The sequence below is a fragment of the Paraburkholderia sp. genome (genome assembly GCF_028283785.1).
In the GTDB taxonomy this organism is placed as follows: domain Bacteria; phylum Pseudomonadota; class Gammaproteobacteria; order Burkholderiales; family Burkholderiaceae; genus Paraburkholderia.
In genome coordinates, this window is the sequence record NZ_JAPWKB010000013.1 from 304,999 (window position 1) to 331,568 (window position 26,570).

Annotated in this window: 21 protein-coding genes; 12 read left to right on the plus strand and 9 right to left on the minus strand. The window is 62.5% G+C overall.

Features of this window, described 5'->3' with window-relative positions; genetic code table 11:
• The first annotated feature begins 36 nt into the window (after positions 1-36).
• Genes PW947_RS15420 through PW947_RS15430 form a run of 3 tightly spaced genes read left to right on the plus strand, consistent with a single transcriptional unit; the run spans position 37 to position 4,256 of the window.
• Positions 37-1,170 carry an HlyD family secretion protein gene (locus tag PW947_RS15420; protein ID WP_299633196.1) on the plus strand — a complete coding sequence of 378 codons (1,134 nt, stop codon included), beginning with the start codon at positions 37-39 and terminating at the stop codon, positions 1,168-1,170.
• Positions 1,163-2,755: an MDR family MFS transporter gene (locus PW947_RS15425; RefSeq protein ID WP_299633197.1), complete on the plus strand. Its 1,593-nt coding sequence runs from the start codon at positions 1,163-1,165 to the stop codon at positions 2,753-2,755. The genes PW947_RS15420 and PW947_RS15425 overlap by 8 nt, the downstream gene beginning before the upstream one ends.
• A gap of 7 nt (positions 2,756-2,762) precedes the next feature.
• Positions 2,763-4,256 carry a TolC family protein gene (locus PW947_RS15430; RefSeq protein ID WP_299633198.1) on the plus strand — a complete coding sequence of 498 codons (1,494 nt, stop codon included), beginning with the start codon at positions 2,763-2,765 and terminating at the stop codon, positions 4,254-4,256.
• A gap of 99 nt (positions 4,257-4,355) precedes the next feature.
• Here the strand turns inward: PW947_RS15430 and PW947_RS15435 are convergent, their stop codons facing one another.
• Positions 4,356-4,556 carry a hypothetical protein gene (locus tag PW947_RS15435; protein WP_299633199.1) on the minus strand — a complete coding sequence of 67 codons (201 nt, stop codon included), beginning with the start codon at positions 4,554-4,556 and terminating at the stop codon, positions 4,356-4,358.
• A gap of 63 nt (positions 4,557-4,619) precedes the next feature.
• Entirely contained in the window at positions 4,620-4,940 is a 321-nt protein-coding gene (locus PW947_RS15440) for a hypothetical protein (protein WP_299633200.1), read from the minus strand.
• A gap of 238 nt (positions 4,941-5,178) precedes the next feature.
• Between PW947_RS15440 and PW947_RS15445 the strand changes: the two genes are divergently transcribed.
• A complete protein-coding gene (locus PW947_RS15445) occupies positions 5,179-5,868 on the plus strand; it encodes a dihydrofolate reductase family protein (protein WP_299633201.1) in 690 nt (229 codons plus the stop codon).
• A gap of 15 nt (positions 5,869-5,883) precedes the next feature.
• Here the strand turns inward: PW947_RS15445 and PW947_RS15450 are convergent, their stop codons facing one another.
• Positions 5,884-6,831: a LysR family transcriptional regulator gene (locus PW947_RS15450; RefSeq protein ID WP_299633327.1), complete on the minus strand. Its 948-nt coding sequence runs from the start codon at positions 6,829-6,831 to the stop codon at positions 5,884-5,886.
• A 194-nt stretch (positions 6,832-7,025) separates the two neighbouring features.
• Between PW947_RS15450 and PW947_RS15455 the strand changes: the two genes are divergently transcribed.
• The 3 genes from PW947_RS15455 (at position 7,026) to PW947_RS15465 (ending at position 10,014) form a co-directional block, all read left to right on the plus strand.
• On the plus strand, positions 7,026-8,336 hold the full coding sequence (locus PW947_RS15455) for an MFS transporter (RefSeq protein ID WP_299633202.1): 1,311 nt from the start codon (positions 7,026-7,028) through the stop codon (positions 8,334-8,336).
• A gap of 170 nt (positions 8,337-8,506) precedes the next feature.
• Positions 8,507-9,538: a histone deacetylase family protein gene (locus tag PW947_RS15460; protein WP_299633203.1), complete on the plus strand. Its 1,032-nt coding sequence runs from the start codon at positions 8,507-8,509 to the stop codon at positions 9,536-9,538.
• Positions 9,539-9,765: 227 nt separating this feature from the next.
• A complete protein-coding gene (locus PW947_RS15465; protein WP_299633204.1) occupies positions 9,766-10,014 on the plus strand; it encodes a hypothetical protein in 249 nt (82 codons plus the stop codon).
• Positions 10,015-10,151: 137 nt separating this feature from the next.
• Here PW947_RS15465 and PW947_RS15470 read toward each other — a convergent pair whose 3' ends face one another.
• Positions 10,152-11,792 (minus strand): sensor domain-containing diguanylate cyclase, encoded by a 1,641-nt coding sequence (locus tag PW947_RS15470; RefSeq protein WP_299633205.1) that lies wholly within the window; start codon positions 11,790-11,792, stop codon positions 10,152-10,154.
• Positions 11,793-11,956: 164 nt separating this feature from the next.
• Positions 11,957-12,181, minus strand: a complete 225-nt coding sequence (locus tag PW947_RS15475) for a hypothetical protein (RefSeq protein WP_299633206.1) — start codon at positions 12,179-12,181, stop codon at positions 11,957-11,959.
• Between the two features lie 813 nt (positions 12,182-12,994).
• Here PW947_RS15475 and PW947_RS15480 point away from each other — a divergent pair.
• A complete protein-coding gene (locus tag PW947_RS15480) occupies positions 12,995-13,153 on the plus strand; it encodes a hypothetical protein (protein WP_299633207.1) in 159 nt (52 codons plus the stop codon).
• A gap of 94 nt (positions 13,154-13,247) precedes the next feature.
• On the opposite strand, the gene PW947_RS15485 is transcribed toward PW947_RS15480, so the two are convergent.
• From PW947_RS15485 to PW947_RS15495, 3 genes are all read right to left on the minus strand, one after another.
• Positions 13,248-14,546, minus strand: a complete 1,299-nt coding sequence (locus tag PW947_RS15485; RefSeq protein WP_299633328.1) for a cytochrome c — start codon at positions 14,544-14,546, stop codon at positions 13,248-13,250.
• A gap of 80 nt (positions 14,547-14,626) precedes the next feature.
• The gene (locus tag PW947_RS15490; protein ID WP_299633208.1) at positions 14,627-16,405 is read right to left on the minus strand and encodes a GMC family oxidoreductase; all 1,779 of its coding nucleotides are present in this window, start codon (positions 16,403-16,405) and stop codon (positions 14,627-14,629) included.
• Positions 16,405-17,133 (minus strand): gluconate 2-dehydrogenase subunit 3 family protein, encoded by a 729-nt coding sequence (locus tag PW947_RS15495; RefSeq protein WP_299633209.1) that lies wholly within the window; start codon positions 17,131-17,133, stop codon positions 16,405-16,407. Before PW947_RS15495 ends, PW947_RS15490 begins: the two co-directional genes overlap by 1 nt.
• 543 nt (positions 17,134-17,676) lie before the next feature.
• Between PW947_RS15495 and PW947_RS15500 the strand changes: the two genes are divergently transcribed.
• Complete coding sequence (locus PW947_RS15500) at positions 17,677-19,113, plus strand: DHA2 family efflux MFS transporter permease subunit (protein WP_299633210.1); 1,437 nt, start codon at positions 17,677-17,679, stop codon at positions 19,111-19,113.
• A 242-nt stretch (positions 19,114-19,355) separates the two neighbouring features.
• Positions 19,356-20,462, plus strand: a complete 1,107-nt coding sequence (locus tag PW947_RS15505; RefSeq protein WP_299633211.1) for an AI-2E family transporter — start codon at positions 19,356-19,358, stop codon at positions 20,460-20,462.
• Positions 20,463-20,539: 77 nt separating this feature from the next.
• Here PW947_RS15505 and PW947_RS15510 read toward each other — a convergent pair whose 3' ends face one another.
• Positions 20,540-22,204 (minus strand): DUF6311 domain-containing protein, encoded by a 1,665-nt coding sequence (locus PW947_RS15510; protein ID WP_299633212.1) that lies wholly within the window; start codon positions 22,202-22,204, stop codon positions 20,540-20,542.
• Between the two features lie 74 nt (positions 22,205-22,278).
• Between PW947_RS15510 and PW947_RS15515 the strand changes: the two genes are divergently transcribed.
• Both PW947_RS15515 and PW947_RS15520 read left to right on the plus strand, forming a co-directional pair.
• Complete coding sequence (locus PW947_RS15515; RefSeq protein ID WP_299633213.1) at positions 22,279-23,244, plus strand: hypothetical protein; 966 nt, start codon at positions 22,279-22,281, stop codon at positions 23,242-23,244.
• Between the two features lie 88 nt (positions 23,245-23,332).
• Positions 23,333-26,530, plus strand: a complete 3,198-nt coding sequence (locus PW947_RS15520; protein WP_299633214.1) for an autotransporter domain-containing protein — start codon at positions 23,333-23,335, stop codon at positions 26,528-26,530.
• Positions 26,531-26,570: the final 40 nt, after the last annotated feature.

Sequence of the window (26,570 nt, forward strand, 5' to 3'; positions counted from 1 at the left end):
AATAATTCGACCAATTGGTATAAATCTGGAGTCTACATGTCTGCCACCCTGCCTGTCACCGAACCGCAACCTGCGTCGCCGGCGCAACGTCCCGCCAACTCGAAGAAAAAGATACTGCTGATCGCAATCGGCGGGGTGCTCGTACTGGGCGCCGTCGCCTGGGGCGCGCGCTGGTGGACGGTCGGCCGCTTTATCGAATCGACCGACGACGCGTATCTGCAAGCCGACGGCATGACGGTCGCGCCGAAGGTTTCCGGCTATATCGCCGAGGTTTACGTGGGCGACAACCAGTCCGTGAAGGCGGGCGATCCGCTGGTGCGACTGGACAGCCGCCAGTATCAGGCCGCGCTCGATCAGGCGAATGCATCGATTGCGGCGCGTCAGGCCGACATCGAACGCGGCGAGGCCGAACTCGCGCAACAGCAGTCGAACATTGCGCAGGCGCGCGCGCAGCTCGACGGCGCGACGTCGAACGAGGCGTATGCGGCCGGCCAGGTGAAGCGCTACGAGCCGCTCGCCGCGACCGGCGCGGAAACCAGCGAGCGCGTCGCCGAGCTGCGCAACTCGCAGCGTCAGGCCAGCGCAACCCGTGCCGCCGATGCCGCCGCGCTCGAAAGCGCGCAGCGTCAGCTCGCCACGACCCGCGCCAGCATCGATCAGGCGCGTGCGCAGTTGACGGCCGCGACCGCGAGCGCGCGTCAATCGCAACTCGATATGGGCGACACGGTCGTGCGCAGCCCGATCGCCGGACGCGTCGGCGATCGCAGCGTACGGATCGGTCAGTTCGCGCAGCCGGGTTCGCGTTTCATGACCATCGTGCCGGTGCAGGACGTCTATCTGACGGCGAACTTCAAGGAAACGCAGATCGGCATGATGCGGATCGGGCAGCCGGTCAAACTGCGCGTCGATGCATTGCCGGGCGCGGATCTTCATGGCACGGTCGAAAGCTTTTCGCCGGGTACGGGCTCGCAATTCGCGCTGCTGCCGGCGCAAAACGCCACCGGTAACTTCACGAAGATCGTCCAGCGCGTGCCGGTCCGCATCCATCTGGATGTCGGCGCCGAAACCCGTAAGGTGCTGCTGCCGGGGATGTCGGTCAACGTCGATGTCGACACGCGCGGCGCACGCGAAACCGAACAACGCATCGAACGCGAGAACGACCGTGGCTGATTCCGCCGCTGTTTCCACTGCGTCGGCGGCGGCGTCGAAACCGGCCAACGCCAGCGGGTCCGACTGGATCGCGGTCGCGGCCGGCGCGCTCGGCGCGTTGATGGCGACGCTCGACATCTCGATCACGAACTCGGCGCTGCCACAGATTCAAGGGCAGATCGGCGCGACCGGCACCGAAGGCACGTGGATTTCGACCGGCTACCTGATGGCGGAAATCGTGATGATTCCGCTCGCTGCGTGGCTCACGCGCGTGTTCGGCTTGCGCAATTTTCTGCTGGGTAACGCGACGCTGTTCACGTTCTTCTCGATCACCTGCGGCATCTCGCACACGTTGCCGCAGATGATCGCCGGACGGATCGGGCAGGGGCTGACCGGCGGCGCGATGATCCCGACCGCGCAGACCATCGTCGCGACGCGGCTACCGCGTCACCAGATGCCGATCGGCATGACGATGTTCGGCCTGATCGTGTTGCTCGGGCCGCTGCTCGGGCCGGTGGTGGGCGGCTGGCTGGCCGAGAACATCAACTGGAGCTGGTGCTTCTTCCTGAACATTCCGGTCGGCGCGGCGCTGGTCGCACTGCTGCTGCTCGGGCTGGAAAAAGGGCGCACCGACTGGTCGCAATTCATCAAGGCCGACTGGATCGGCATCGTCGGCATGGCGGTCGGCTTGAGCACGCTGACGGTCGTGCTCGAAGAAGGACAGCGCGAACGCTGGTTCGAGTCGTCGATGATCGTGTGGCTGAGCGTCACGTCGGTGATCGGGATCGGCTTGCTGGTGCTCGCGCAGTTCGTGTCGAAGAAGCCGATCGTGCGGCTCGCGCTGCTGAAGAACGCCAGTTACGCGAGCGTGATTTTTATCGTCTTCATGGTGGGCGCGGGTTTGTACTGCGTGTCGTATCTGCTGCCGCAGTTTCTGAGCGGTATCGCCGGATATAACGCCGAGCAATCGGGCGCGGTGATGCTGATGTCGGGCCTGCCCGCTTTCCTGATGATGCCGATCCTGCCGCGCCTGATGGGCCGCGTCGATACGCGGCTGATGGTGGTGGCGGGGCTGATCTGTTTCGCGGTGAGCTGCTTTCTCGACGTGTCGCTGACGGCGCAAAGCGCGGGCAACGATTTCAACTGGTCGCAACTGTTGCGCGGGGTGGGTCAGGTGCTCGCGATGATGCCGCTGAATCAGGCGTCGATGGCGGCTGTGCCGCGCGATCAGGCGGGCGACGCAGCGGGTCTGTACAACATGGCGCGGAACCTCGGCGGCTCGGTGGGACTGGCGCTGCTCGGTACGTTCATCGATCGCCGTAACACCTTTCACGACGACATGATCCGTGAATCGGTGACGGCTAATTCGCAGATCGGCCAGGAGCATATCGTCACCACCGCCGCGGGATTCTTCGCGCAAACCGGCGACCTCGCGTATTCGAAGATGCAGGCGATCAGCCAGCTTGCGGGGCAGATGGCGCAACAGGCGAGCGTCATCACGTACTCGGAAACTTTCTACGTGCTCGGCGTCGCGCTGCTGCTGTGCATTCCGCTCGCATTCCTTTTGAAAAAGCCGGCGCCGAACACGCCGTCGGCTGGACATTGAATTTCATATGACGTCACTTTCTACTTTGCGTATCAGCGCGATCGCGGCAGTGGCCGCTGCCGGACTCGCGCTCGGGGGATGCACCGTCGGCCCCGACTATCACGGCGCGCCGACCGTCGCGCATGCCGACACGTTCAAGCGCGCGCCGCAGGGCATCGTATCCACGGGTCCGGGTGTCGCCGCATGGTGGGTCGCGCTGAACGATCCGGAACTGAACGCACTGATCGACGATGCGATCAAAAACAGCCCCGATCTGCACGCCGCCGAAGCGCGCGTGCGCGAATCGCGTGCGGGACTTCAGCATGCGAAGAGCAACGGCGCGCCGAAGCTCAGCGCGGATGCGGCGATGGTGCGCATGCGCGAGCCGAATCTGTCTTCACTGGAAGGCGGTTCGTCGTCGGGTGGTCAGGGGCCGGTCGATCTGTTCCTCACCGGTTTCGACGCGAGCTGGGAGCTCGATCTGTTCGGCGGCACGCGTCGCGCGGTCGAGGCGGCATCGGCGGAAGCGGATGCGTCGCAAGCCGATCTCGCCGATGCGCACGTGCAACTCGCCGCTGAAATCGGCAATGCGTATGTGGGTTTGCGCGATCAGCAGCAACGCGTCGCCATCGCCCGTAAGACGGTGGATATCGAGCAGCGCGTATTGACGTTGACCGAGCAGCGTCGCGATCGCGGCGTGGCGTCGGAGCTCGATGTCGAACGTGTGCGTACCCAGGTCGAAAACACCCGTGCGTCGATTATTCCGCTGGACGCGCAGATCGACGAATCGCTCGACGAACTCGCGGTCCTGACGGGCCACGAACCGGGCGCGCTCGACGCGCAACTGTCGGGTGCCGCGCCGTTGCCGACGTTGCCCGCGACGATTGCTGTCGGCGATCCCGCGCAATTGCTGCGTCAACGTCCTGACGTGCGTGCTGCCGAGCGTCATCTCGCGTCGCAAAACGCGCAGATCGGCGAGCACGTCGCGGACTATTTCCCGAAGGTCTCGCTGATGGGCGGTTTGAGTTTCACGGCCGCCAATCCGGGCCATCTGCTGCGCAAGCAGAATTTCACGTGGTTCGGCGTGCCGTATCTGCAATGGAACGCGTTTGATTTTGGTCGCACGAAGGCGAATGTCGATCAGGCGAAGGCCGGACTCGACGAAGCCCAGGCGAAGTATCGGAGCACGGTGCTGGGCGCGTTGAAAGACGCCGATGTCGCGTTGTCGCGATACGGGCATGAACGCGAGAACGACATGAGCCTGCGCAAGGTGGAAGCCTCCGCGACGCACGCGGCAACGTTGACGGAGCAGCGTTATCAGGCGGGCACCGCAACTGCGCTGGACTGGCTCGACGCGGAACGCACGCGCTACAGCGCGGAGCAGACGCGGATCCAGAGCGACGCGCAGTTGATCAAGAACTACGTCGGGTTACAGAAGAGTTTGGGTCTGGGCTGGCAGGATCCGGCACAGGAAACGGCGCAGGTGTCGTCCGGCGCGTCGGCGGGTGGATCGGCGCAGTAAGGCTGGGAGTTCCGGGGAACCGGAGTGTCCGGTTCCGGCGAAGGCATGAACGCGGCGCATCGGTTGCGCCGCCGTTCATACCTTCGTGATGATGCGTAGTTACACCAGCGAACGATAGGTCGTGCTGGATTCGTCGCGCTTGTCCTGGCGGGTGCGCTTGGCGTCGAAGGCTTTTTCAGCGTCGGAAGGACGCGTGAAACGCGAGGTTGCACCACGAATGAACAGCACCGCAAACACTGCGACTGTCGCCCACACACAGAGAATTACCGTCAAAGCGCTCATTTCATCTTCCAGGTTCAAGCTTGCTGCAAAACGCGACCGCGGTTCAGGTGGCGGGCGCGCCGTTTAATCGTCAGATCGTCTTCAATGCGACGCGCTGTCTCGCGACAGGAGCGCGTCGATCAAGGTCGTGGTCATGGCCAGTTTCTTTTCCAGCGACGCCCGCGCCGCCTGCACACGCGACGCATCGCCCGATGCGCTGGCGGAATAGGTCGCGGTAGCGAGTCGCAGCACGTCGTCGGAAGCCTGTTGCAGGCCGCGCATCATGATCGTGTCGGACATGGCGCCGACGTGGCCCCAATCCTGCGTGGACAGTGCGGGCACCTGAATCTCGGACGAACCGCTCAGATCGATGCCGTCGGCGTTGGTGTCGAACGGCGTATTTCTTTCAGTGTTGGAAGACATGTGTTCCTCAACTCGCTGGTATGACTGAAGTGTGCAGCGAGCGATGCGATTTCAATCCAATGAATAGAGGCCGGTTTGGCAGCTATTCGCGTGAAAACACCACAGCTTTTTGTCAGATTTAACCAAAACTTCAGGGGAAACCCGCTGTTTTCGGTGCGGAACGGCGTTTGCTGAAACAGCGGTTTCGAGGTTCGCAAGATACCAGATTAATGACCGTAATTCGCATGGAGCGTAGCGCATGAAACCTTACGTAATCAGTCACATGATGTCGTCGGTGGATGGACGCAGCCTGACCGACGGCTGGCATCTGAAGTTCGCGTCGGACGTGTACGAGTCGACAGCCGCGTCGTTCAAGGCTGACGGCTGGATTTGCGGTCGCGTGACGATGCAGGAGATCTCGCACGGCACCGATTATCTGAAAGGTCTCGCGAAAAATTTGCCGGTAGAACGTACCGATTTCTTCGCGAAACGCGACGCGTCGCAATATGCGATTTCGATCGATCCGAACGGTCGGGTGGCGTGGAAAAACAACACCGCGCTCGATTCGCATATCGTGGAAGTGTTGACGCGCGCCGTGCCGGACGACTACCTCGCGTATCTGCAATCGATCGACGTGTCGTATGTATTCGGCGGCGACACTGATCTCGACCTCGCCGCCGTGCTCGACACGCTCGCGCGCGAACTCGGCGTGAAGCGGCTGATCGTGGAAGGCGGCTCGCACGTGAGCGGTGCATTCGTCAACGCGGGACTCGTCGATGAAGTGAGCGTGCTGATCATGCCGCTCGTCGATGGACGCAGCGCGCATCCGTCGTCGTACGAAATATCGATGGACGCGTGGAAAGCACCGACGTATCTGCAACTGACGTCGGTAGAAAGAGCGGATCACGACGCTGTCTGGATGCGCTACACCAGGACTTCGCGGCCGTGATTCAGTCGCGCGGCGTCAGCGCGTGGCGAGGCGCTCCGGCAGCGAATAACGCTGCATGGTGCGCTCCATCGCGTCGATAAACGCCTGCTCCGCGGCGTTCATCTTGCGCGCGCGATGCCACATCAGGTGGACATCGACATCGGCAATACCTTCTTCGGGCGGCAACGGCCACAAGCGCTGTTGCGCCACGTCGTCGCGCACGATGTGTTCCGGCAGACAGCCGATTCCATAGCCCGCGAAGATCAGCCGGCGGACTTCCTCCAGACTCGCCGACGACGCGACGATGCGCCCGGTAAAGCCGCGCTGATCGCGAAACACGGTCAGCGGCGACAGACTGTCGCCGATCTGGTCGCTGGTGAACGACACGAAATTTTCCGCGAGCAGGTCGTCCATCGTCAGTGCGGGCCGCCCGAACAGACGATGATGCCGACCGCAAAACATCGCGTAACGTTGACGCAGGAAACAGCGCTGTTCGAGCTTGTCGACGGGTGTGCGGCATAAGCCGAGACCGGCCGTCGCGGTCTTTTGCAGCAGCGACGAAATGATGTCCGACGAGCGCATCACCTCGATCTGCAAATCGATGCGCGGATACGTGCGATGGAAATCGGCGAGAAAGCCGTCATACACCGACGAATCGATCCGGCTGACCGTCAGCAGACGAATCGAGCCGGTGATGTCGTCGGTGCTGTCGTCGAGTTCGGTTTCGAGCCGGGACATCTGCCCGTAGATATCGCTCGCGATCCGGTACACCTCCTCGCCGGCGCGCGTCGGTTCGAAGTGCGGCCCGCGACGCTGGATCAGCGTGCGGCCCAACGTATCTTCGAGACGTTTCAACGCCTGACTGACCGCGGGTTGCGTCAGATGCATGCGCGCGGCGGCGCGACTCACGCTGCGTTCCTGCATGATCACCAGAAAGGTGCGCAGCAGATTCCAGTCGAGCCGGTCGTTCAAAAAACGGTTCATTTCCGCATGGATCTGGGTCACGTGACGCTCGCGATATTAGCCAAAGTTATACGCGGAATAATAAACCGAAATTTTACTAATGTTTTATGGCTGTCGATAAAGCAAGGGTGACGACGTGTTCGCACGCAGCCTGAACAGCGGCTCAACCCCAGCAACGACAGCCCGGACGACCGGGCGCGAAACAGGAGTCTTCTGTGAGTTCAGTTTCCCAGCCGGCCCGGCAACCGGTACGCGCCGCCGCGGCGGCCTTTATCGGCACGATGATCGAGTGGTACGACTTCTACATTTACGCCACGGCCGCAGCGCTGGTGTTCGGCGAGTTGTACTTTCCGTCGCACGATCCGTTTCTCAGCACGATGGCGTCGTTCGGCACCTTCGCCGTGGGCTTTTTCGCGCGGCCGCTCGGCGGATTGATCTTCGGCCACCTCGGCGACCGGATCGGCCGCAAGAAAGCACTGATGACGACGCTGCTGATGATGGGCGTCGCGACCGTCGGCGTCGGCCTGCTGCCGTCGTATGCGCGCGTCGGCGTGCTGGCGCCGGTGCTGCTGGTGCTGTTGCGGGTCGTGCAGGGCGTGGCGGTGGGCGGCGAGTGGGGCGGCGCGGTGCTGATGGCCGGTGAACATGCACCGCAAGGGCGTCGCACGTTCTTCGCGTCGTTCGCGCAACTCGGCAGTCCGGCCGGACTGATTCTGTCGCTGATCGCGTTCCGCGCGGTGACATCGATGGAACATGCGGATTTCATCGCGTGGGGCTGGCGTCTGCCGTTTCTCGCCAGCGCGGTGCTGCTCGGCGTCGGCATCTTCATCCGGATGGGTGTCAACGAGTCGCCGGAATTCGAGCAGGAAAAACGCTCGAAGCGCACCGTGGCATTGCCGGTCGCCGAAGTGTTCAGGACCTCGGGCATGCTGGTGGCGCTGTGCATCGGTGCCAATACGATCGGTATCGCGGGCGTCTACTTCACCAACACCTTCATGATCGCGTACACCACCCAGTACGTCGGCGTGACCAAATCCACAATCCTCGACTGCCTGTTCGCCGTCGCGATCATCCAGTTTATGGCGCAGCCGCTCGCCGCCTATCTGTCGGAAAAGCTCGGCGGCGCGCGCTTCCTGAAACTCGCGGCACTGTGCGCAATGGCGTCGCCGTATCCGATGTTCATGCTGGTGCAAAGCGGCAACGTGGTGTCGATGGTGGTCGGTATTGCGCTCGCGGTGATCTGCATGGCGAGCTTCTATTCGGTGATCGCTGGGTTCGTCAGCGGCGTATTCCCGACGCATATCCGCTATTCGGCGATCTCGCTGTCGTATCAGGTGTGCGGCGCGATTGCGGGTGGCTTGACGCCGCTGGTCGGCACGTGGCTCGCGCATCGGTTCGCCGGCCAGTGGTGGCCGCTCGCGGTGTTCTATACCGGCCTCGCGGGGATGTCGCTGGTGTGCATCGTCGCGCTCGACGCGCTGAAGCATCGCCGCGCCGACGCGCCCGGCGCGGTTCTCAGCCGCTAACCGCTAACCGGATGCTTGCATGCGCTGCGCGCATGCAAGCCGCGCAGGCGTGCATCGATGCATGCGCGACACGCATGCGTGATCCCGCTTGACCCAACTTTACGCATGCGAGCATGCGAACGCTGCGACAGACGCTTCACCGCATCAAGACTCAAAGGAATCGACCCATCATGCTGACGTATTTTCATCCGGAGCAATTGAAGCATCACCCGCGCAGCTATCTGTCGCGAGGCCAGATGCGTACGCCGCAGGAAGTGCCCGAGCGCGCGCTGCGCCTCGTCGAAGCGGCAAAAACGCTGGGTTTCGACGTGCGCGAACCTGCCGATGCCGGCACCGCGCCGCTGGCCGCGGTCCACGGAATGAACTATTTGCGCTTCCTCGAAGAAGCGCATGCCGAATGGAAACAGATGCCCGCCGATTGGGGCGACGAAGTGATGTCGAACGTCTTCATCCGTGAAGGCAATCCGTTGCGCGGGATTCTCGGCAAGGCGGCGCGCTATCTCGCGGACGGCAGTTGCCCGGTCGGCGCCGACACATGGCATTCCGCGTACTGGTCGGCGCAAAGCGCGGTGGCTGGCGCGCAGGCGGTGCTCGACGGCGCGCGGGAGTCGTATGCGCTGTGCCGGCCGCCTGGGCATCATGCGCGCGCGGAAGCGGCAGGCGGTTTCTGCTATCTGAACAACGCGGCGATCGCCGCGCAGGCGTTGCGCGGACGCTTCGGGCGCGTCGCGGTTCTCGATACGGATATGCATCACGGTCAGGGCGTCCAGGAGATCTTCTATGGCCGCGACGACGTGCTGTATGTGTCGATTCATGGCGACCCGACCAACTTCTATCCGGTCGTGGCTGGTTACGAAGAAGAGCGCGGTCAGGGCGACGGCGACGGCTACAACCTGAATCTGCCGATGCCGCACGGTGCCGGCGAGGACGTTTTCTTCGCGCGGCTGGATTCGGCGCTGCGCGAGCTGCGCCGCTTTCAGCCGGACGCGCTGGTGCTTGCGCTCGGTTTCGACATCTACAAGGACGATCCGCAATCGATGGTTGCCGTGACCACGGAAGGATTCGGCCGTCTCGGCGACGCGATCGGCGCACTGCAACTGCCGACCGTGATCGTGCAGGAGGGCGGTTATCACCTGGACAGCCTTCAGGCGAACGCGCAGTCGTTTTTCGGTGGATTCGCGGCGAAGCGCACCACGCGCTAACGCGCAGCGCGTTTAAAAAGTGCAATGCGGCAGTGCGTCATAATCGTTAAAAAAACAGTACCAGAACGATTTTGACCACTGCCATTTTTTTATTGCGTCGCATCAAATGGTTTTCCCCAAGTCCATTAATCACGATTTGAAACAACAAAATACGGGGCAAATCGGGAAAGCCCTAGCATCAAGCGTCAAAGGTTCGCGATAGTCTTACTCACAGGAGGAGACTAACCATGAGACGCGTATTCAATATTGCGGTGGTAATGCTGCTCGCCTACCTGATGACCGACCGCCTGTTCATGCATGCGCAGGCCGGCGAACCTGGCACGGTGACATGCCGGCAGGGCGCCCACATGGTCAAACAGGACGCGCTGAAGAAGGGTTTCGGCAATACCGCGTCCAGCATCCAGGCTGAAAACTTTCTCGCGGGTTGTCTGGTAACTGGCCGCGCGCAATTCGGTAATGTCGTTGCGCACGATTAACGACCGGCTGATTCTCGATTAATTCGGTGGGTGAATTGATGCGAGTCAATTCACCCTCAATTCGCTCATTGGCGCGTGCGGATTAATTCACCGGCTTTAATCAATCATTTTCCCGCAAACGCGATTCATTCTTATCGCTACGAGACGGAAGTCACATCGCGATATCGACGGCGCATATGGCCGTCAATCGATGTGACATTCGACGCGATATTCGACCCGCCGCCCGATTCGGCGCGGCCGGTTTCGCACGCCGCGGCAATTCTCGCAATCTCCTCGATCTGACGCCGTCGCTTCGCGTCGTACATCGCGTGATCCGCTTTCTTCAGCAGGTCGGCGGCGGTTTCGCCGTCGTCCCGCACCGCCACGCCGACGCTCGCGCGCAGCATGCCCGCCAGATGCCCGGCGTCGCAGCGCGGGCGGTAGCTCGACGGCATGCCCGTCGGCGCGCCGATATCCGCGCTGACATACGTGCCGTTGCCGTCCAGCGCCGCATCGATCCGGCACACGATCGCCGACGCGGTTGCCGCGGCGTCGTCCGCATCGATCACGACGATAAACTCATCGCCGCCGAAGCGTCCCGCGATGCCGAGTTCGCCCACCGACGCGCGCAGACGCTGCGCCAGCACGACCAGCGCTTCGTCGCCGGCATGATGGCCGCAGGTGTCGTTGAGCGCCTTGAAGTTGTCCAGATCGACGAAGATCAGCGCGATCCGGTCAGGCGCGTCCGATCGCGCGACCGCGTGTTCGAGCAGGTCCGTCATATGTCCACGATTCGGCAGTCCGGTCAGACGGTCGGTTTGCGACAGGCAACGCAGTGCTTCGCGGCCGGTCGTGAGTTGGCGGATCAGCACCATCACCCAGATCGCAAAACCGCTGAGCATCAGCGAAATGATGGCCGCCATCGTCAGATAGCCGTTGCGCATTCTCACGTAATCTTCGAGCGCTTCGGCCACCGATAAACCGGCCACGACAACGAGTCCGTATTGATCGATCGAGCGTACCGCGACGATTCGCTCTACACCGTCGATCGGATCGATCACCTCGCCATCGCCGTGTTTCAGCAAGTCGAGGTAGATGTGCGGCGCCGGTCCGACGATATCGCCAGGACGGCCGCCCGCGCGGCGCGACAGACGAAAACCCGCGCGCGACAACACCGAAACCAGCCCTTGCGCGCCCAGCGCGGCAGGGTTGTAGAACGAGCCGGTCAACGATGCCGGGTCTTCCGACACCACCACGACACCGCCGAAACTGCCGTCCGGCCGGTCGAGCCGGCGCGTCGCCTGGATCGACCACTTTTTCGATACGCGGCCGATCATCGGACGGCTGATAAAAAGCCCCGCGTCCGCGCGACGCCGATGCACGGCGAAATGCTCGCGGTCGCTGATATCGACTGTCGCGCCGACCGGCAGCGTCGACGCGATCACGCGGCCGTCCGCGCCGACCAGCGTCACTTGCAACGCGGTGTCGCTGGTGATCAGGCCACGCGCCTGCAAGACGCCGAGATCGAAATTCCCGGACCCGTCTTCATACCCGTACTTCACGAGCAACGCGATTTCATCGATGTCGTGGATGGTTTTCAGCGTGTGGGTCTGGAGTGCGGCGGCGAGCGTGTTCGCCGAGTTCCGGGTGTCGCGCAATTCGTTGGCGCGTTCGGTGTGCAGGCGCGCGAGGATCGTGATCCACAGCACGCACAACACCACGCAGGTCAGCGCGGGAATCAGGAAGAGCGGAACGGAATCGGGCAGTGGGTCGCGAACGCGGGTCGGTGCGGCACACATGGTTTCTTCCTTTCACTGGACGCTGGAGACACATTGTGCGGTGCACGACGCGTGTGCCAATCTGCGATCAAACGTCCGTTTACCGCCTGTTTCGGTGGATTGAGCGGGTTGGGCGACCCGAATGCTCCGGATGACTACGCAATTGGGCGCGCCGTTGCGCTCGCTCAAGCCGCCTGACTCGATACGGGATGGACGCCGACGACGGTCTGCGACTTCGCGGTCACCGCACAGAGGCGGTCGAGCAGCACGCGGGCTCGTGACGCTTCGATCGGCGTGACGCCGCCTTGCGCCAGAAAACCGGCGATGCGCGCCTGCCAGTAATCGGGTTCGTGGATCGCGGTCGATGCGTGAAAAGGCTCGACTTCATCGAGCAGTCGGGCAAGGCGCATGACCATTGCTTCGATATGCACCAATTCCTGTCTTCTGAACTCGGCATTATTCATTCTTCGATCTTTTTAGAATGTGAGCGCCGCGCGCATTAAGCCGGACACATCCCGGTCATTCCGGAACATGCGCAACCTTTCAGCCTTGACCCACCGTGTCACCGATGGCCGATGATTCGCCACGGTGAAAAAGCAAACGCAGTCCATTCACGGGAGGCCGCAGAAAACTCTTGCGATTTTTTACCCCAGAATTACGTTAGAGCAATCATTCTAACCATCGAAACACTTGCGTTCCAAATGGATTTTTGATGACAGTATTTGTCTGCTCATTAATAGGGGGCGGGTCAATCTCAGGTAACGTAGCGTAAGCTGAGGCTGGCTCTGGGATTGCGCCCCGCGAGTTTTCACAGGGGTCTTGGACACCAGGGTAAGCACGTAGACGGAAGTGTGTGCAGTGCACAACGCACCTGGTTAGAATGAATTATCTAATCTGAAACGGACGCTGAAAACGACCGTTCGTTTTATCGTTTAGATAGACGATTCATTTCTCTCCGCTTGTCCACGGGCACGTCACGGGATAATCGGGGTGATTAACTGCATGCCGGCGGAAAGCACGAATGAACGTTTTTATCCCCGAACATCTGGTTTCAAAGCGGCGTGGTTTTATCGCCGCGTCACACCCAGTGCGCCACGCGCACAGCCGCAAACAGGCAGCGAGCGGCCATTCAGCGACCTGATTTTTCTGCGAAAACCCTTCGATAACCGTCCGCGCGGTCAGCGGCGGGGCGTCGTCAACGGTCTCACCGGGAGGAACGCGTCATGAACGAAGTAGGGATGGGTCTGACCATTGCCGGCATTGCAGTCGGCATTGCATTTCCGCTGATGATTACCCATTACCGCCGCGAACGGCAACGTGCCCGTTTGATGCAACGTCTCGATCACTTCACCGGCTGGTACGGCAAACGCCGCAAATCCTGAGCGGTCATTCCGGCAGCGTCACGAAGAATCCCGGCGAACTCGCCGGGATTCTTCTTTGCGCCGCGCGCATGCATTCGCGCGCGCCTGGCGACTGCTAGTGGCTCCGCACCGCGCCCGGCGGTAGTTCGGGCGCGTCGATCGTGACCGTCTTGCGGACTTTCGCGACATCCGCGGCGCTGACCGTCGCGCCCCGGTTGCCCCAACTGGTTCGCACGAAGTTGGTCACGTCGGCGACCTCCTGATCGTTCAGACGCCAGCCGAACGGCGGCATCGTGAACGACGACGGCGCGGTCTTCGTGCCGGCCAGCGTGCTGCCGGACAGCAGCACGTGAATCAGCGATGTCGCATCCTTGCCCTGCACCACGGGATTGCCGCCGAGCGCCGGGAACACGCGCGTGTAGCCGCGTCCGTCGCTGCGATGGCAGGCCGTGCAGTTGTCGCGATAGACCGCCGCGCCGGGTGCGCTGGCGTCGCCGGTACGCAGCGCGCGTGCGGCCGTGTCGTCGTACGCATACGGTTTTTCCGCTGGATCGTTCGACGGCAGGGTCTTGATGTAGCGCGCCATCGCGATGACATCGGCATCGCTCATGTATTGCGCGCTGTGTTGCACGACGTCGGTCATACCGCCGAATGCAGCGGCGTGCGCAGTGCGGCCGGTCTTCAGGAACTGCACGAGATCGGCCTCGCTCCATGCGCCGACGCCGGTGCGTGGATTGCCGCGCAGACTCGACGGCACCCAGCCGTCGATCGGCGCGCCGCCCGACAGATACGACGGCCCGCCGAGATCGTTCAGCGCCAGTTCCTGCATCGTCACCGCGCGCGGCGTGTGACATGCGCCGCAGTGGCCGAGACCTTGCACGAGATACGCGCCGCGCGCGAGCACCGGATCGGTGTAGCGGGATGCGTCGAACGGTTTCGGATCCGGCGCGAACAGTTGACGCCACACGCCGAGCGGCCAGCGCATCGACAGCGGCCACACGATATCGACCGGACGATTACGCTGCTGGACCGGCGCGACGCCATGCGCGAAGTAGGCGTACAGCGCATGCATGTCGTCGTCACTCAGACGCGCATACGACGGATACGGCATCGCCGGATACAGCGTGTCGCCGTTCGGCTTCACGCCCGCCCGCACCGCGCGATCGAACTGCGCGAAGGTCCACGCTCCGATGCCGGTCGAGCGATCCGGCGTGATGTTGGTTGAATAGATCGCGCCGATCGGCGTGTCGAATTTCAGTCCGCCCGCGAACGGTTTGCCCGTCGGCGCCGAATGACATGCGATGCAATCGCCCGCGCGCGCAAGGTACTCGCCATGCGCGATCGACGCAGCGTCGGATTGCTGCGCCGAAGCTGGCAACGCAGACGCCGCATCCGCGATCAGCGGCCCGAACATCGCAGCCGACACGCCCACGGCGCATAGCGAACGGAACGCCCGCTTCGCGCGCCGGAATGAAGTCTTCGTCATACGCATGCTCATACGCTCACCAGCGGGCCGGGGTTCTTCAGATACTGCGTGCGGATGGCCCGCGCGGACCAGTAGGCGAGGGCGGCGACCAGTCCTGTCGGGTTGTAGCCGATGCCTTGCGGAAACGCCGACGCGCCCATCACGAACACGTTGTGAACGTCCCAGCTCTGCAGATAGCGGTTCAGCACGCTGGTTTTCGGATCGGTGCCCATCACCGCGCCGCCGACCAGGTGGGTGGTCTGATAGCGCCTCGAATCGAAATGCGCGCCGTATTCGCGCGTGTAGACGTTGATCGCTGTCGGTCCCATCTGCTCGGCGATCTTGTGCATCTGACCGGTCACGTAGCGCGCCATCTTGATGTCGTTGTCTTTCCAGTCGAAGGTCATGCGCAGCAGCGGCTGGCCGTACGAATCCCGATACGTCGGATCGAGGTCGAGGAACACGTCGCGATACGACATGTTCGACCCGTGCGCATCCATCGACACCGTATGCGCGTAGTGGTCCTTGACCGACTTCTTCCACGCGCTGCCCCAGTTCGGCGTGCCGGCCGGCGTCGCGATGCCGCTGATCGGCTTGGCGCCCGCCTGATTCACCCACAACGGCGAGCCGCCGACAAAACCGAGCGGGCCGTGATCGAAGTTGTCCGCGTTGAAATCGTCGAGACCGACGCCGTTGCCGCCCGCGCCGATAAACGGATTGGTGTACGTGTCCTTGTCGAAAAACGCGGTGATCGTCGACAGGTTCTGGTACGCGAAATTGCGTCCGACCACCCCTTCGCCCGACACCGGATCGTACGGTTTGCCGATGCCCGACAGCAGCAGCAGATGCACGTTGTGATACTGGAATGCCGCGACGATCACGAGATCGGCCGGCTGGAACACTTCCTGACCCGACGGATCGACGTAGGTGACGCCTTTCGCACGCTTTTTCGAATCGTCGAGATCGACCCGCAGCACGTGACAGCGCGCACGCAATTCGAAGTTCGGCGACTGCTTCAGCGCGGGCAGGATATTCAGGTTCGGCGATGCCTTCGAATACATGTAGCACGCGTAACCGCTGCAAAAGCCGCAGAAGTTGCACGGGCCCATTTGCGCGCCGTACGGATTCGTATACGGCCCCGACGTATTGGCCGACGGCAGCCGGTACGGATGCAGACCGAGTTCGCTCGCGGCCTTGCTGAAACGCTCGGCGGAATAGGTGTTCTGTTGCGCGGGCAACGGAAAATGATTGCTGCGCGGCGCCTCGAAAATATTGCCGTCGCCAACCACCTGGCCGTTGACCTTGTAGGCCTGACCCGATGTGCCGAACACTTTCTCCGCAAAGTCGAAATGCGGTTCGAGCTCTTCATAGCTGACGCCGTAATCCTGGATCGTCATGCCTTCGGGGATGAACGACTTGCCGTAGCGCTCTTCGTAATGGCTGCGCAGACGCAGCTCTTCCGGCGTGATCCGGAAGTGCACGCCCGACCAGTGCAAGCCCGCGCCGCCGACCCCTTCGCCCGGCAGAAACGCGGCCAGTTGCCGGTATGGCAACGCCGTATCCGCGAGGTTGTGACGGATCGAAACGGTGGTCTTCGACAGGTCGAGGAACAGCTTCTTGCGAACGTTGTACGTGAGTTCGTCGATCGTATTCGGGTACGCGCCGTCCGGATACGTATCGCGATACTCGCCGCGTTCGAGCGCGACGACTTTGAGTCCCGCTTCGGTCAGTTCCTTCGCGAGAATCGCGCCGGTCCAGCCGAAGCCGACGATCACCGCATCGGCGTGCGGTTTGGTATTGATTGCCATCAGGTGCGTTTTCCTTCGATCGACACGGGACCGTACGGATAGGCCTGGCCGTTCTGGTTGACGAAGTCCATGAAATCCGCGCGTGCGCCGGGAAAGCCGATCATTTTCCAGCCACCCATCTCGCGATTGCCGCCGTGGATCGGGTCGCAGAAATAGCCTTCGCGGGTGTTTTGCAGCAGTTGCGCGAAGAACACGTTGGCCGGTACGTCCTGCAATTCGACGCTGGCTTTTTCGAGCGCGCCGAGCACGGTGTCGCGGGTGGCGGCATCGAGCGCATCGAACGGCTTGCCGTGGGCGGTCGTGCAATACGCGTTCACGGAGGCAATGCCGAGCCGGTACAGATCGCGCGGCACCAGCTTCAACTGGTAGCCCAACTCGGGAACGCCCTGTTTGAACGGCGCCTGCATGTACCAGAGCGCGCCATGCGCGTACGGCGTATCCATCTGACGGTCGATGAACTCGGGCACGCCCGCATCGACGGCGCCCGGACCTTCGCTATCCGGCGGAATCAACCGGTCGACGGCCGCGTGGATAAACGACCACTCTTTGGCATCGAAAAAGCGGGGCTTGTAGTCGGCGCGCGGCGTATCGGCCTGGCCGGGCGCGCTGCGATTCGCGCTGGAATTCGACGTGTTCTGCACGTCGCAACCGGCCAGCGTGCCGGCCGGAACCAACGCGACAGCCGAGCGTAAAAAGCCTCGGCGAGAGGTAAGGGGGAATTCAGGCATGTTATCGAGTCACCAGATTGGGGGGCGCCATTGCGATCACGTGCAGCGATTCACTGCTACCGCGATGATATTTGGAACCGGTTCCATAGACATGTAGAAATTCTACAATAAGCTCTTCCAAAACGTGGCTAAATGACGCGCCGCGCGGAAAATGCGTTATGAATCAAGCGCATTTTTGGGTGAGTGGCGGTGCGGGTTTGTTCGGATTACGGTCTGCGTTGCGATCGGTGACGCAAAAATGCGACGCGGGGGCACCGAGTCGAACCGGGCCATTGCGCTGTCAAAGCGCGCACGCTCAAGCGTCCGGTGCGACGACGCGTTTTTCGCCGGATAGCGGTAATTCCACACCGCACGCCGGTTCGCCAACGGGTTTAACCGGTTTCGTCGTGACGGTTGGTGGCGAGCGCAAACCGGGCTGTTACCATGACCGCTGATCCGGACCCAAAGTGGCGACGGCGTTCGTGCCGGTAGTTTTTCTCCATCCGCACGAACGCACGTATTCACCCCCGACACTATTCATGTGTGACCCAGGAGATTTCGTCGATGTCGGTTTCGTCATCTGAGGCCGTGCGTCCCGGCGGCGCGTCGCTGATTACCGCGCTGGTCGCGGCCGCGATGTTCATGGAGAACCTCGACGGCACCATCATCGCCACCGCGCTGCCGCAGATGGCGCACTCGTTCGGCATCCGGCCGGTCGAACTGAGCATCGGCATTACGTCGTATCTGCTGACGCTCGCGGTATTCATTCCGATCAGCGGATGGCTCGCCGACCGCTTCGGCGTGCGCGCCGTGTTCACCACCGCGCTGGCGATTTTCACGGGCGCGTCGGTCGTCTGCGGGATCACCGACACTCTCGCGCAGTTCACGGCCGCGCGGATCGTGCAGGGCATCGGCGGCGCGATGATGGTGCCGGTCGGGCGGCTCGCCGTGCTGCGCGTCACGCCGAAAGAAGGGTTGATGCGCGCGATTTCGATCATCACGTGGCCCGCGTTGATCGCGCCGGTGATCGGGCCGCCGTTGGGCGGTTTGATCACCACCTATTCGTCGTGGCGCTGGATCTTCTATCTGAACCTGCCGCTCGGTCTTGCGGGGATGGTGCTCGCGTGGCGCTTTATCGGCGCGGCTCACGAACCCGACCGGCGACCGTTCGACGTGACCGGTTTCGTGCTGAGCGGCGTCGCCGGGACCTCGGTGATGTACGCGATGGAACTGACCGGCCGCGCCGACGCCTCGTGGCATGCGGCGCTCGCGTTTCTCGCGATCGGGCTCGCGTCGGGCGCGGCCGCGTGGTTTCATCTGCGCCGGACCGCGCATCCGATGGTCGATCTGTCCGCGTTCCGGATCAAGACTTTCGCGGTGGCGATCGGCGGCGGCTCGCTGTTTCGCATCTCGATCAGCGCCGTGCCGTTTCTGCTGCCGCTGATGTTTCAGGTCGGTTTCGGGATGAATCCGTTTCAGTCGGGTTTGCTGACGCTCGCGGTGTTCGCCGGCAACCTCTCGATGAAACTCGTCACGACACCGATCGTCAGGCGCTTCGGGTTCCGTACGGTGCTGGTCGCGAACGGCATGTGCGCCGCGTTGACGCTGGCCAGCATGAGTCTGCTGACGCCGACTACGCCGTACGGATGGATCCTGTTCACACTGTTCGTGAGCGGCCTCGCGCGCTCGCTGCAATTCACCGCGATCAACACGTTGAGTTTCGCCGACGTGCCCAAGCCGCAGATGAGCGGCGCTTCGACACTGTCGAGCACACTCGGCCAGATGACGATGGGGATGGGCGTCGCGGCCGGCGCGATTGCGTTGCGACTCGCCGCGTGGTGGCACGGACACGATGCGCAACGTCTGCTGCCTGCCGATTTCAGCGTCGCGTTTCTGTTGATCGCCGTGCTGAGCGTGATCGCGATTGCCGACGTGTTCACGTTGTCGCGCAACGCGGGCGCGCACGTCAGCGGCCATCGGCAAGCCGGCGCGAAGTCGTGAATCGTTGATGAAATACGGGCGAGGGCAGTGCGCGTGCCGCGCAGTTGCAGTTTCCTCGCGCGGCGATTGTCGGTGAGAATGGCCGTGATGGAATCACGCGAACGCGGCCGGGAACGCTAACTGCTTGCTTCGACGCGTTGCGCCCTCGGGTTTGCGCGATCCGGCTTACGCGATGCGATAGACGGCTCGCCGGCCACACGCCGCGTTGTTTGGCTTCACTCCAGTTTCTTTCGAAGGCGTACATGAGCGAAAACACGGTTCATCAAAAGTTTTTCCATATCCTGCTGGCGATCGCCACGGTCGCGCTCGGCTGGATACTGCTGCCGTTTTTCGGCGCGGTGTTCTGGGGGACGATTCTCGCGATTCTGTTCCAGCCGATGCAGCGTTATCTGTCCGCGAAATTCGGCCGGCGCCGCAATCTCGCCGCGTTGACGACGCTGTCCGGAACAGTGGTGATCGTGATTCTGCCGCTGGCTTTCGTCGCGGCGACGCTGGTTCAGGAAATCGGGCTTGCGTACGCGCAGATCAAGTCGGGCCAGCCGAACCTGACGACGTATTTCCAGCAGATCGTGCATGCGTTGCCGACGTCGGTGCAGACGCTGCTCGAACGTTTCGGCCTGACCGATATCGCCGGCATCCAGCGGCGGCTGACCGACGGCGCGGCCGCGATCAGCCAGTTTGCCGCGACCAAGGCGCTCAGCATCGGACAGAATACGTTCGACTTCGTGATCAGCTTCGGCGTGATGTTGTATCTGGTGTTTTTCCTGCTGCGTGACGGCAAGGAAATCGGCGGGCGGATCCGTCGTGCGTTGCCGCTCGATCCGCGTCACAAGCAGCATCTGATCGCGAAGTTCACGACGGTGGTTCGCGCGACGGTCAAGGGCAATATCGCGGTCGCCGCAGCGCAGGGTTTTCTTGGCGGCATGATCTTCATGATTCTGGGCATTCAGGGCGCGTTGCTGTGGGGCGTGCTGATGGCGTTCCTGTCGCTGTTGCCCGCGATCGGCGCGGCGCTGGTGTGGGCACCGGCGGCGGCCTATTTCCTGTTGACCGGCGATATCTGGCGCGGCGTGATTCTGGTGGTGTTTTGCGTGGTCGTGATCGGGCTGGTGGATAACATCCTGCGTCCGATTCTGGTGGGCAAGGACGTGAAAATGCCCGACTGGTGCGTGCTGATTTCGACGCTGGGCGGGATGGCGATTTTCGGCATCAACGGTTTCGTGATCGGACCGTTGATCGCGGCGCTGTTCATGGCGGCGTGGGATCTGTACGCGCAGGACGAAGAGACGGCCGGTGAAGATCACGGGCCGATCGTGACGAAGACGGAGTTGCCGGATTCGGAGGTTTGACGGTGAAGACGCCGCGCAATTCGAATGCGCGGCGTCCGCTTACGGCGAGTTTCGTCCGTCGAAACCCAGCGTGGCTATCACCGCAACCCCGACGCACCACATGACGACGTGCATCCATGCCACTGCGGGGCGATCACGTGATAACCATCGACGGTTCCGATAAACCCGTCGCCCTTGAAATTCGCCTGTGCGATCGCCCAGTTTTGCGGCGTATTGAACACGTAAAGCGTGTCGGGCTGATAGGTGCCGTGCGCGATCGTGTCCTGCAACTGCGTCTGCACTTCGGCGAGCTTGCCGAAATCGAAGCGCGCGAGCGAGCCGCCGTTGATCGTCATCTTTGCCGTGGACGCCATCAGCGCGATCGGCGCATAGGTGTCCTGGCCATCGAGCGGCAACACCAGCGCGACGCGCGTGTACTGCTTCGGCACGTCGTTCCAGAATCCGGCCGAGAGCGTCGGCGTGTACGGTTGCGTCCAGCGTGCCCTGAAAAACTTCGACGCTTTGGTCAGGTCCGTGGCCTGAAAGATCAGGAACACGCACAGCAGCGGGATCGTCCATTTTCTGGGCGACAGCTTGATGAAGCGGAACAGCAGAAAGACGATGACCGTGTAAAAAACCGGCCAGATAAACCGGCCCGACGCACGAAACGTCGAGGTGATCGGCTCGACGAACGCCGGCAGCGGATATTGGAAAAGCTCATGCCTGCCGCCCAGCGAGATCCGGTTGGACAACGAGAACAGGTAGAACAGCGTGCATACGGCGATCAGCGGTGCATGCTTCCGCCACTGGACTGACGCGGCCGACGCGACCGGCGCGCTCTTGCGCTGTCTGACGGTCAGTACCACGGTCGCCACCAGAAGCAGCATGACGCCGACACCGGCATAGCAAAAGCCTTCGTAGTCGCCACCGAGAAACCCGAAGCTGGTCCAGATCGACCAGATGTCTTCCGCGCGGAACGGCGAGGTCAGCGTGACGCGATACGTGCCGAATCCGCCTGCCGTGACGCTGTTGACCGTGTAGTAGCCGGCGGTCCAGGTCGTGATGAACAGCACCACGGCGACACACGGCAGTTCGACGGCCAGTTGCTTCAAACGGGTGTTGCCGGGGGCCAGCATGCGCAGCCGGTCGGCAAACCAGATTCCCGACACCATCGCGAGCAGATACGCGTGTACCGGTGCGGCCACGCCGATCAGCAACAGCCAGTGCCACGTTTTGGTCCGCGGGCTCAGATAGAGATACAGCGCGGCAAGCAGCAGCCAATGTCCGATCAGCGCTTCATGGCCGTGCAAGCGCCAGAGCATCGGCGGCGACAGCGTCAGCAGCGCGCAACCCAATGCCTTGATCACGGTGTCGTTCGTGCGAAGCGACAGGATCGCCCACGCGAAGACCGCTTGCAGGACGAAGCAGGCGGCGATCCACAGTCCGAAGTATTGAAACTGATCCGGCAGGACGCCGCGAATCGCCTTGAAAAAGATCGCCAGTAGCGGGATCGAATCGGAGAAGACGACCGAACTTCCGAGCGCTTCGCCGTATCCCGGATTCAGGCCCGGCGGGAATTCCAGATACGGCGTGTGGCGGAAGAAGTTCCAGCCGATGTAGTGTTGAACGGAGTCGCCGCCGATCGACATGATCCAGTCGATGTGAAGCGGATTCAGTGCGTGCCCGCCGGTGAAGGCCAGGAAGATGAGGAAGCCGATAGCGGCCGGAATCAGAATGTTCCGGATGCGGGAAGAGTCAGTCATTTTTATGATTCAGGGTCCGTTATGCGTGGGTCGGCTCTGTGACGGTGCGCGTCATCTGGCGTGAGCCGCCAGCGTTGGCCGACATTCTACGTCGGCATTCCGATGATCCCGACCGCGCGTTCGAGCGATGTGCGCTGACGGCAGGTCGGGGAATCGGCGAGAACGGCGGCCATGAACTCGATGGCGAGATTGGCGCAGTCTTCGTGCAACTGCGTAACGTAGCCAGAGGATTTGCCGGCCATCCGAGCCAGTTGCGCTTTGCTGGCGGCATCCAGCCAGCGACCGGATTCGCGATCGTCTTTTCCGATGACGAGGGCAGGGGTGTCGCCAGAAATCCAGACCTGGGTGGTCAGGACGTCGTAAACCGGAGCCAGGCGCGGGCGAATGACATCGTCGTAGACGAGACCACCTCGCGCATAACGCTGATGCTGCGAGCGGACACGAAAACATCAAGATCACAGTTCATCCGCGACGGCCTTCGTGCGCAGGCGTGCAATACGCGCGCGCTCTTCCGCCATCAGCGCTTTGAGCAATGGCCGATGCGTCGGACCGCTGCGCGTCGCCGGATTCATGTCGCCGTCCGGCAGCGCGCGCGGCAACGCTGCGAGCGGTTTCAAAACGGGGACGACGCGACGGGTGGGCTGCCGTTCGCGCTCGGCTCGCATCAGATCCTTGAGACGCGGCCTTTCCGGTCGCGGTTCCGTCGCTTGCACCGGCTCTGGAGCAAACGTGAGGCCGACCGTCGCCATCATTGGTTTTTGCTGATCCATTTTGCAACTCCCTGTAAGCGGCACGCCGCCAGATCAATGCCAATATTTTCCGGCCTCACCCCGGAATGTCGATTTTTTTCACATCGAAACAGTAGCTGCATTCTGCCCAACCCAAGCCCAACTCACCCCGATCCTCCCCGCCAAAAGAAACTTACACCCCATTACCCCGCGACTCCGAATGTTGCTACCTTGCAACGTCGTGTTTCACGCAAACGTTTTTCTGAAATTAGTTGGGACGGAATGACAAGATACTTCGACGCACACCGGTAAGTTTCGTCCTTGGCACGTCGCCGCCGCGGCATGGCTTGCGCCAGACGAGCGTCATCGACATCAAAAAAAGATATTTCCCGGGGTTTCAATGAATCACGTTTATCGGATTGTCTGGAGCGCCAGCGCGGGCGCTTTCCAGGTCGTTTCGGAGTTGGCGCAGTCGAACGGCGCGAAAAGCGGGACGACCCGCAAGCGCCGACGCTCGATGCCGGCCGTCAACGTATTTGCGACTGCGGCCGTGTTGGCGGCGATGTCGAACGCGGCCAGCGCGGCGACCATCGCGGGGACCATCGGCAGTTCGACGCTCGATCTCGGCGTGCTCAGCCAGAGCCTTCCCGACTGGATCTGGACCGGCGTCGATTTGGCGGTGGCATCGGGCGCGACAGTCACCGCGGCCAGTCAGTACGGCGCGGTCATCCAGATCAACGGCGTGATCGGCACGCTCTCGAATGCCGGCACCCTGTCCGGTGGCACGACGGGCGTCATGCTGACCGGCAGCGCCGCTTCGCTGGACAATAGCAGCACCGGTCTGATCACGGGTACCGACTTCGGAGTCGATAACATCGGGTCGATCGCTTCGATTACCAATGACGGGACCATCAGCACAACCGGGCCGGTCACGCACGCCATCTTTAACACCGGCACGATCGGTGAGATAACGAACAACGGGCTGCTGTCCGCCCCGAGCGGGATCTACAACCAGGCCACGATCGGCTCGATCACGAACACCGGCACGATCATCGCTTCGGTTTTCAACGGCATCGGGAACCTCGCTTCAATCGGGTCGGTGGATAACAGCGGCTATATCAGCGGCGCGACCGGCGCCGTCTGGAGCGAAAATACGATCGGCACGGTGATCAATAGCGGCACGCTCTCGGGCGGTCCGGGTCTCTACAACACGGGAACGATCGATCTGATCGACAACAGCGGCCTCATCGCGGGCATCGCATCGGGTAGTTATCAGAACGGCGTCTACAACGGCGGCACGATCGGCACGTTGACCAATAGCGGTCTGATCACCGGGAACACGGCCGTTCACAACACGGGCACGATCGGCACGCTGATCAACAACGGTACGATTTCCGGTTCGTACGCGATCACCAACGATGGCACGATCGGCACGCTGACCAATAGCGGCACGATCGACGGCGGCGCTGCCGGTATCTCGGTCGCCGGCACGATCGGGTCGATGGTCAACAACGGCACCATTCACGCCACTGCCGTCGGGATCGCGAACAGTGGCACCATCGGTTCGCTGTCGAACGCGGGCACGCTGAGCGCCGCCGCTATCGGCATCGACCAGCTCGGCACGATCGCCACCCTGACCAATAGCGGGCTGATCAGCGGTTCGAACATCGGCATCTACAATTTCGGGACGATTGGCGCGGTCACCAATAGCGGCCTGATCAGCAGTGTCGACTATGCGATTTTCAACTACCTGTCCGGCTCGATCGGCACGATCGTCAACTCCGGCACGATCGCCGGCGCGATCGTCAACGATGCGTCGAGCGACCTGAACATCGACGGCGCAACCGGGTCGGCGTCCGGCACGCTGACGGGTTATAACGACACCGTCGGTACGATCACCAATACGCGGTCGGACGTGATCTTCGGCACGGGCAATCTGCTGCTGAACGACGACATCAATCTCGGCACGACCGCGCACACGGTCTACAACACCGGCTCGACGCTCGAAGTCGATACCGTGCTGACCATCACCGGCAACTACAGCCAGAGCGCCGCGGCGACCTTGCTGATCGGCGTCACGAGCGGCGCGATCGTCACCGGCAGCCTGACCGATTCCGGCTACGGCCGCTTGATCGTGACGGGCGACGCGACGATCGCGGCGGGTTCGTCGGTCAGCCTGAAGAGCACGACGGGGGGCTATGCATTCGCCGCCGGCCAGCGCTTCGTGGTGGTCGATGCGACCGGCAGCGGCACCCACTACAACGCCACCGCGCTGAATTACGCCGTGCTCGGCTACACGGGTTCCGTGACCGGCACGTCGGTGACGACCAGCGGCCATACCGATCTCGTGCTGACGCTCGGCACCATCGCGGCCAGCACGGGCGACACGACCACGACGACGGACAGCTCCGGCACCACGGGAACGACCAGCGGCAGCGGCACGACCACGACGACCGTCGCGCCGACCACGTCCAATGCACGCAACGCGATCAACGGTCTGCGCAGCTATACCGGCGTGTCGGATGCGGCGCTGCTGAACCTCTACAACGCAGGCGTCGCGCTGCAGACGTACGGCAATGTCGCGAGCGTCAACCGTGCGGGCGCGCAACTCGCGCCGATTTCGCAGGCGGCCACCGCTCAGGCGGCCGCAGCGTCGACGGATACCGTGCTCGATATCGTCTCGACTCACCTCGACGGCATTCGCCTCGCGCAAAACGAAAGCGCGAGCGGCGTCTCGACCGGTGAAGGGACGCTGGCCAACGGCGTGTGGGGCCAGGTGTTCGGCGGTCATGCGAGCCGCAGCGAGAGCAGCAGCGTCGACGGGTACAGCGCGAATTTCGCGGGGATGATGTTCGGCGTGGATCGCGCGGTCAGCGATCGATGGCGCGCGGGCGGCGTGTTCAGCTATAGCAACGGCGCAATCAACAACACGGGCGACACCGCAGGCGACACGACCCGTGTGAACTCGTACGGCTTGCTCGGCTACGGCAGCTACACGGCGAACCGCTGGTATGCGAATGTTTCGGCAGGCGCGGTGATGCAGCGTTACGACTCGACCCGTCAGGTCGATTTCACCGGCTTCTCGGGTAGCACCGGCGCGAGCTTCGGTGGCGCGCAGTATGTGATCCGCGCCGAAGCGGGCATGCCGCTCAATGTCGGTCCGATGGTCGTCACGCCGTTAGCGGCATTGACGTACAGCTATCTGCACCAGAACAGCTATACGGAAAATGGCGGCAACGGTGCGGCGCTGGCGGTCGGTGCGGCGCACGCGACATCGGTGCGAAGCGACCTGGGCGCAAAGCTGTCGCGCGATTTCACGACATCGTATGGCGTGGTGGTGCCGGATCTGACGCTCGCGTGGCGTCACGAATACGACAACACGCGCACCTCGACGGCGGCGAGCTACGCGGCCGACCCGACGGGCGCGACCAGCTTCACGACGCTCGGTTCGTCGCCGGTCACGAACCTCGCCGATCTGTCCGTCGGCGCGACGTTGCTGCGTGCCAGCAACCTGAGCCTGACCGTGCGCTACGAAGTCCAGGCGGGCAAGGGGTATGTCTCGCAAGCGGGTTCGCTGAAGCTGCGTCAGTTGTTCTGAGCGAAGGTGGCCGCACACGCGGCTACCTGAGCGGATGCAC

Bases quoted from the DNA above. Each gene is read 5' to 3' on its own strand.
- PW947_RS15420 (WP_299633196.1), top strand. From the start codon at position 37: ATGTCTGCCACCCTGCCTGTCACCGAACCGCAACCTGCGTCGCCGGCG.
- PW947_RS15430 (WP_299633198.1), top strand. From the start codon at position 2,763: ATGACGTCACTTTCTACTTTGCGTATCAGCGCGATCGCGGCAGTGGCC.
- PW947_RS15440 (WP_299633200.1), bottom strand. From the start codon at position 4,940: ATGTCTTCCAACACTGAAAGAAATACGCCGTTCGACACCAACGCCGAC.
- PW947_RS15445 (WP_299633201.1), top strand. From the start codon at position 5,179: ATGAAACCTTACGTAATCAGTCACATGATGTCGTCGGTGGATGGACGC.
- PW947_RS15450 (WP_299633327.1), bottom strand. From the start codon at position 6,831: ATGAACCGTTTTTTGAACGACCGGCTCGACTGGAATCTGCTGCGCACC.
- PW947_RS15460 (WP_299633203.1), top strand. From the start codon at position 8,507: ATGCTGACGTATTTTCATCCGGAGCAATTGAAGCATCACCCGCGCAGC.
- PW947_RS15465 (WP_299633204.1), top strand. From the start codon at position 9,766: ATGAGACGCGTATTCAATATTGCGGTGGTAATGCTGCTCGCCTACCTG.
- PW947_RS15470 (WP_299633205.1), bottom strand. From the start codon at position 11,792: ATGTGTGCCGCACCGACCCGCGTTCGCGACCCACTGCCCGATTCCGTT.
- PW947_RS15475 (WP_299633206.1), bottom strand. From the start codon at position 12,181: ATGCGCCTTGCCCGACTGCTCGATGAAGTCGAGCCTTTTCACGCATCG.
- PW947_RS15480 (WP_299633207.1), top strand. From the start codon at position 12,995: ATGAACGAAGTAGGGATGGGTCTGACCATTGCCGGCATTGCAGTCGGC.
- PW947_RS15485 (WP_299633328.1), bottom strand. From the start codon at position 14,546: ATGTTCGGGCCGCTGATCGCGGATGCGGCGTCTGCGTTGCCAGCTTCG.
- PW947_RS15490 (WP_299633208.1), bottom strand. From the start codon at position 16,405: ATGGCAATCAATACCAAACCGCACGCCGATGCGGTGATCGTCGGCTTC.
- PW947_RS15495 (WP_299633209.1), bottom strand. From the start codon at position 17,133: ATGCCTGAATTCCCCCTTACCTCTCGCCGAGGCTTTTTACGCTCGGCT.
- PW947_RS15500 (WP_299633210.1), top strand. From the start codon at position 17,677: ATGTCGGTTTCGTCATCTGAGGCCGTGCGTCCCGGCGGCGCGTCGCTG.
- PW947_RS15505 (WP_299633211.1), top strand. From the start codon at position 19,356: ATGAGCGAAAACACGGTTCATCAAAAGTTTTTCCATATCCTGCTGGCG.
- PW947_RS15510 (WP_299633212.1), bottom strand. From the start codon at position 22,204: ATGACTGACTCTTCCCGCATCCGGAACATTCTGATTCCGGCCGCTATC.
- PW947_RS15520 (WP_299633214.1), top strand. From the start codon at position 23,333: ATGAATCACGTTTATCGGATTGTCTGGAGCGCCAGCGCGGGCGCTTTC.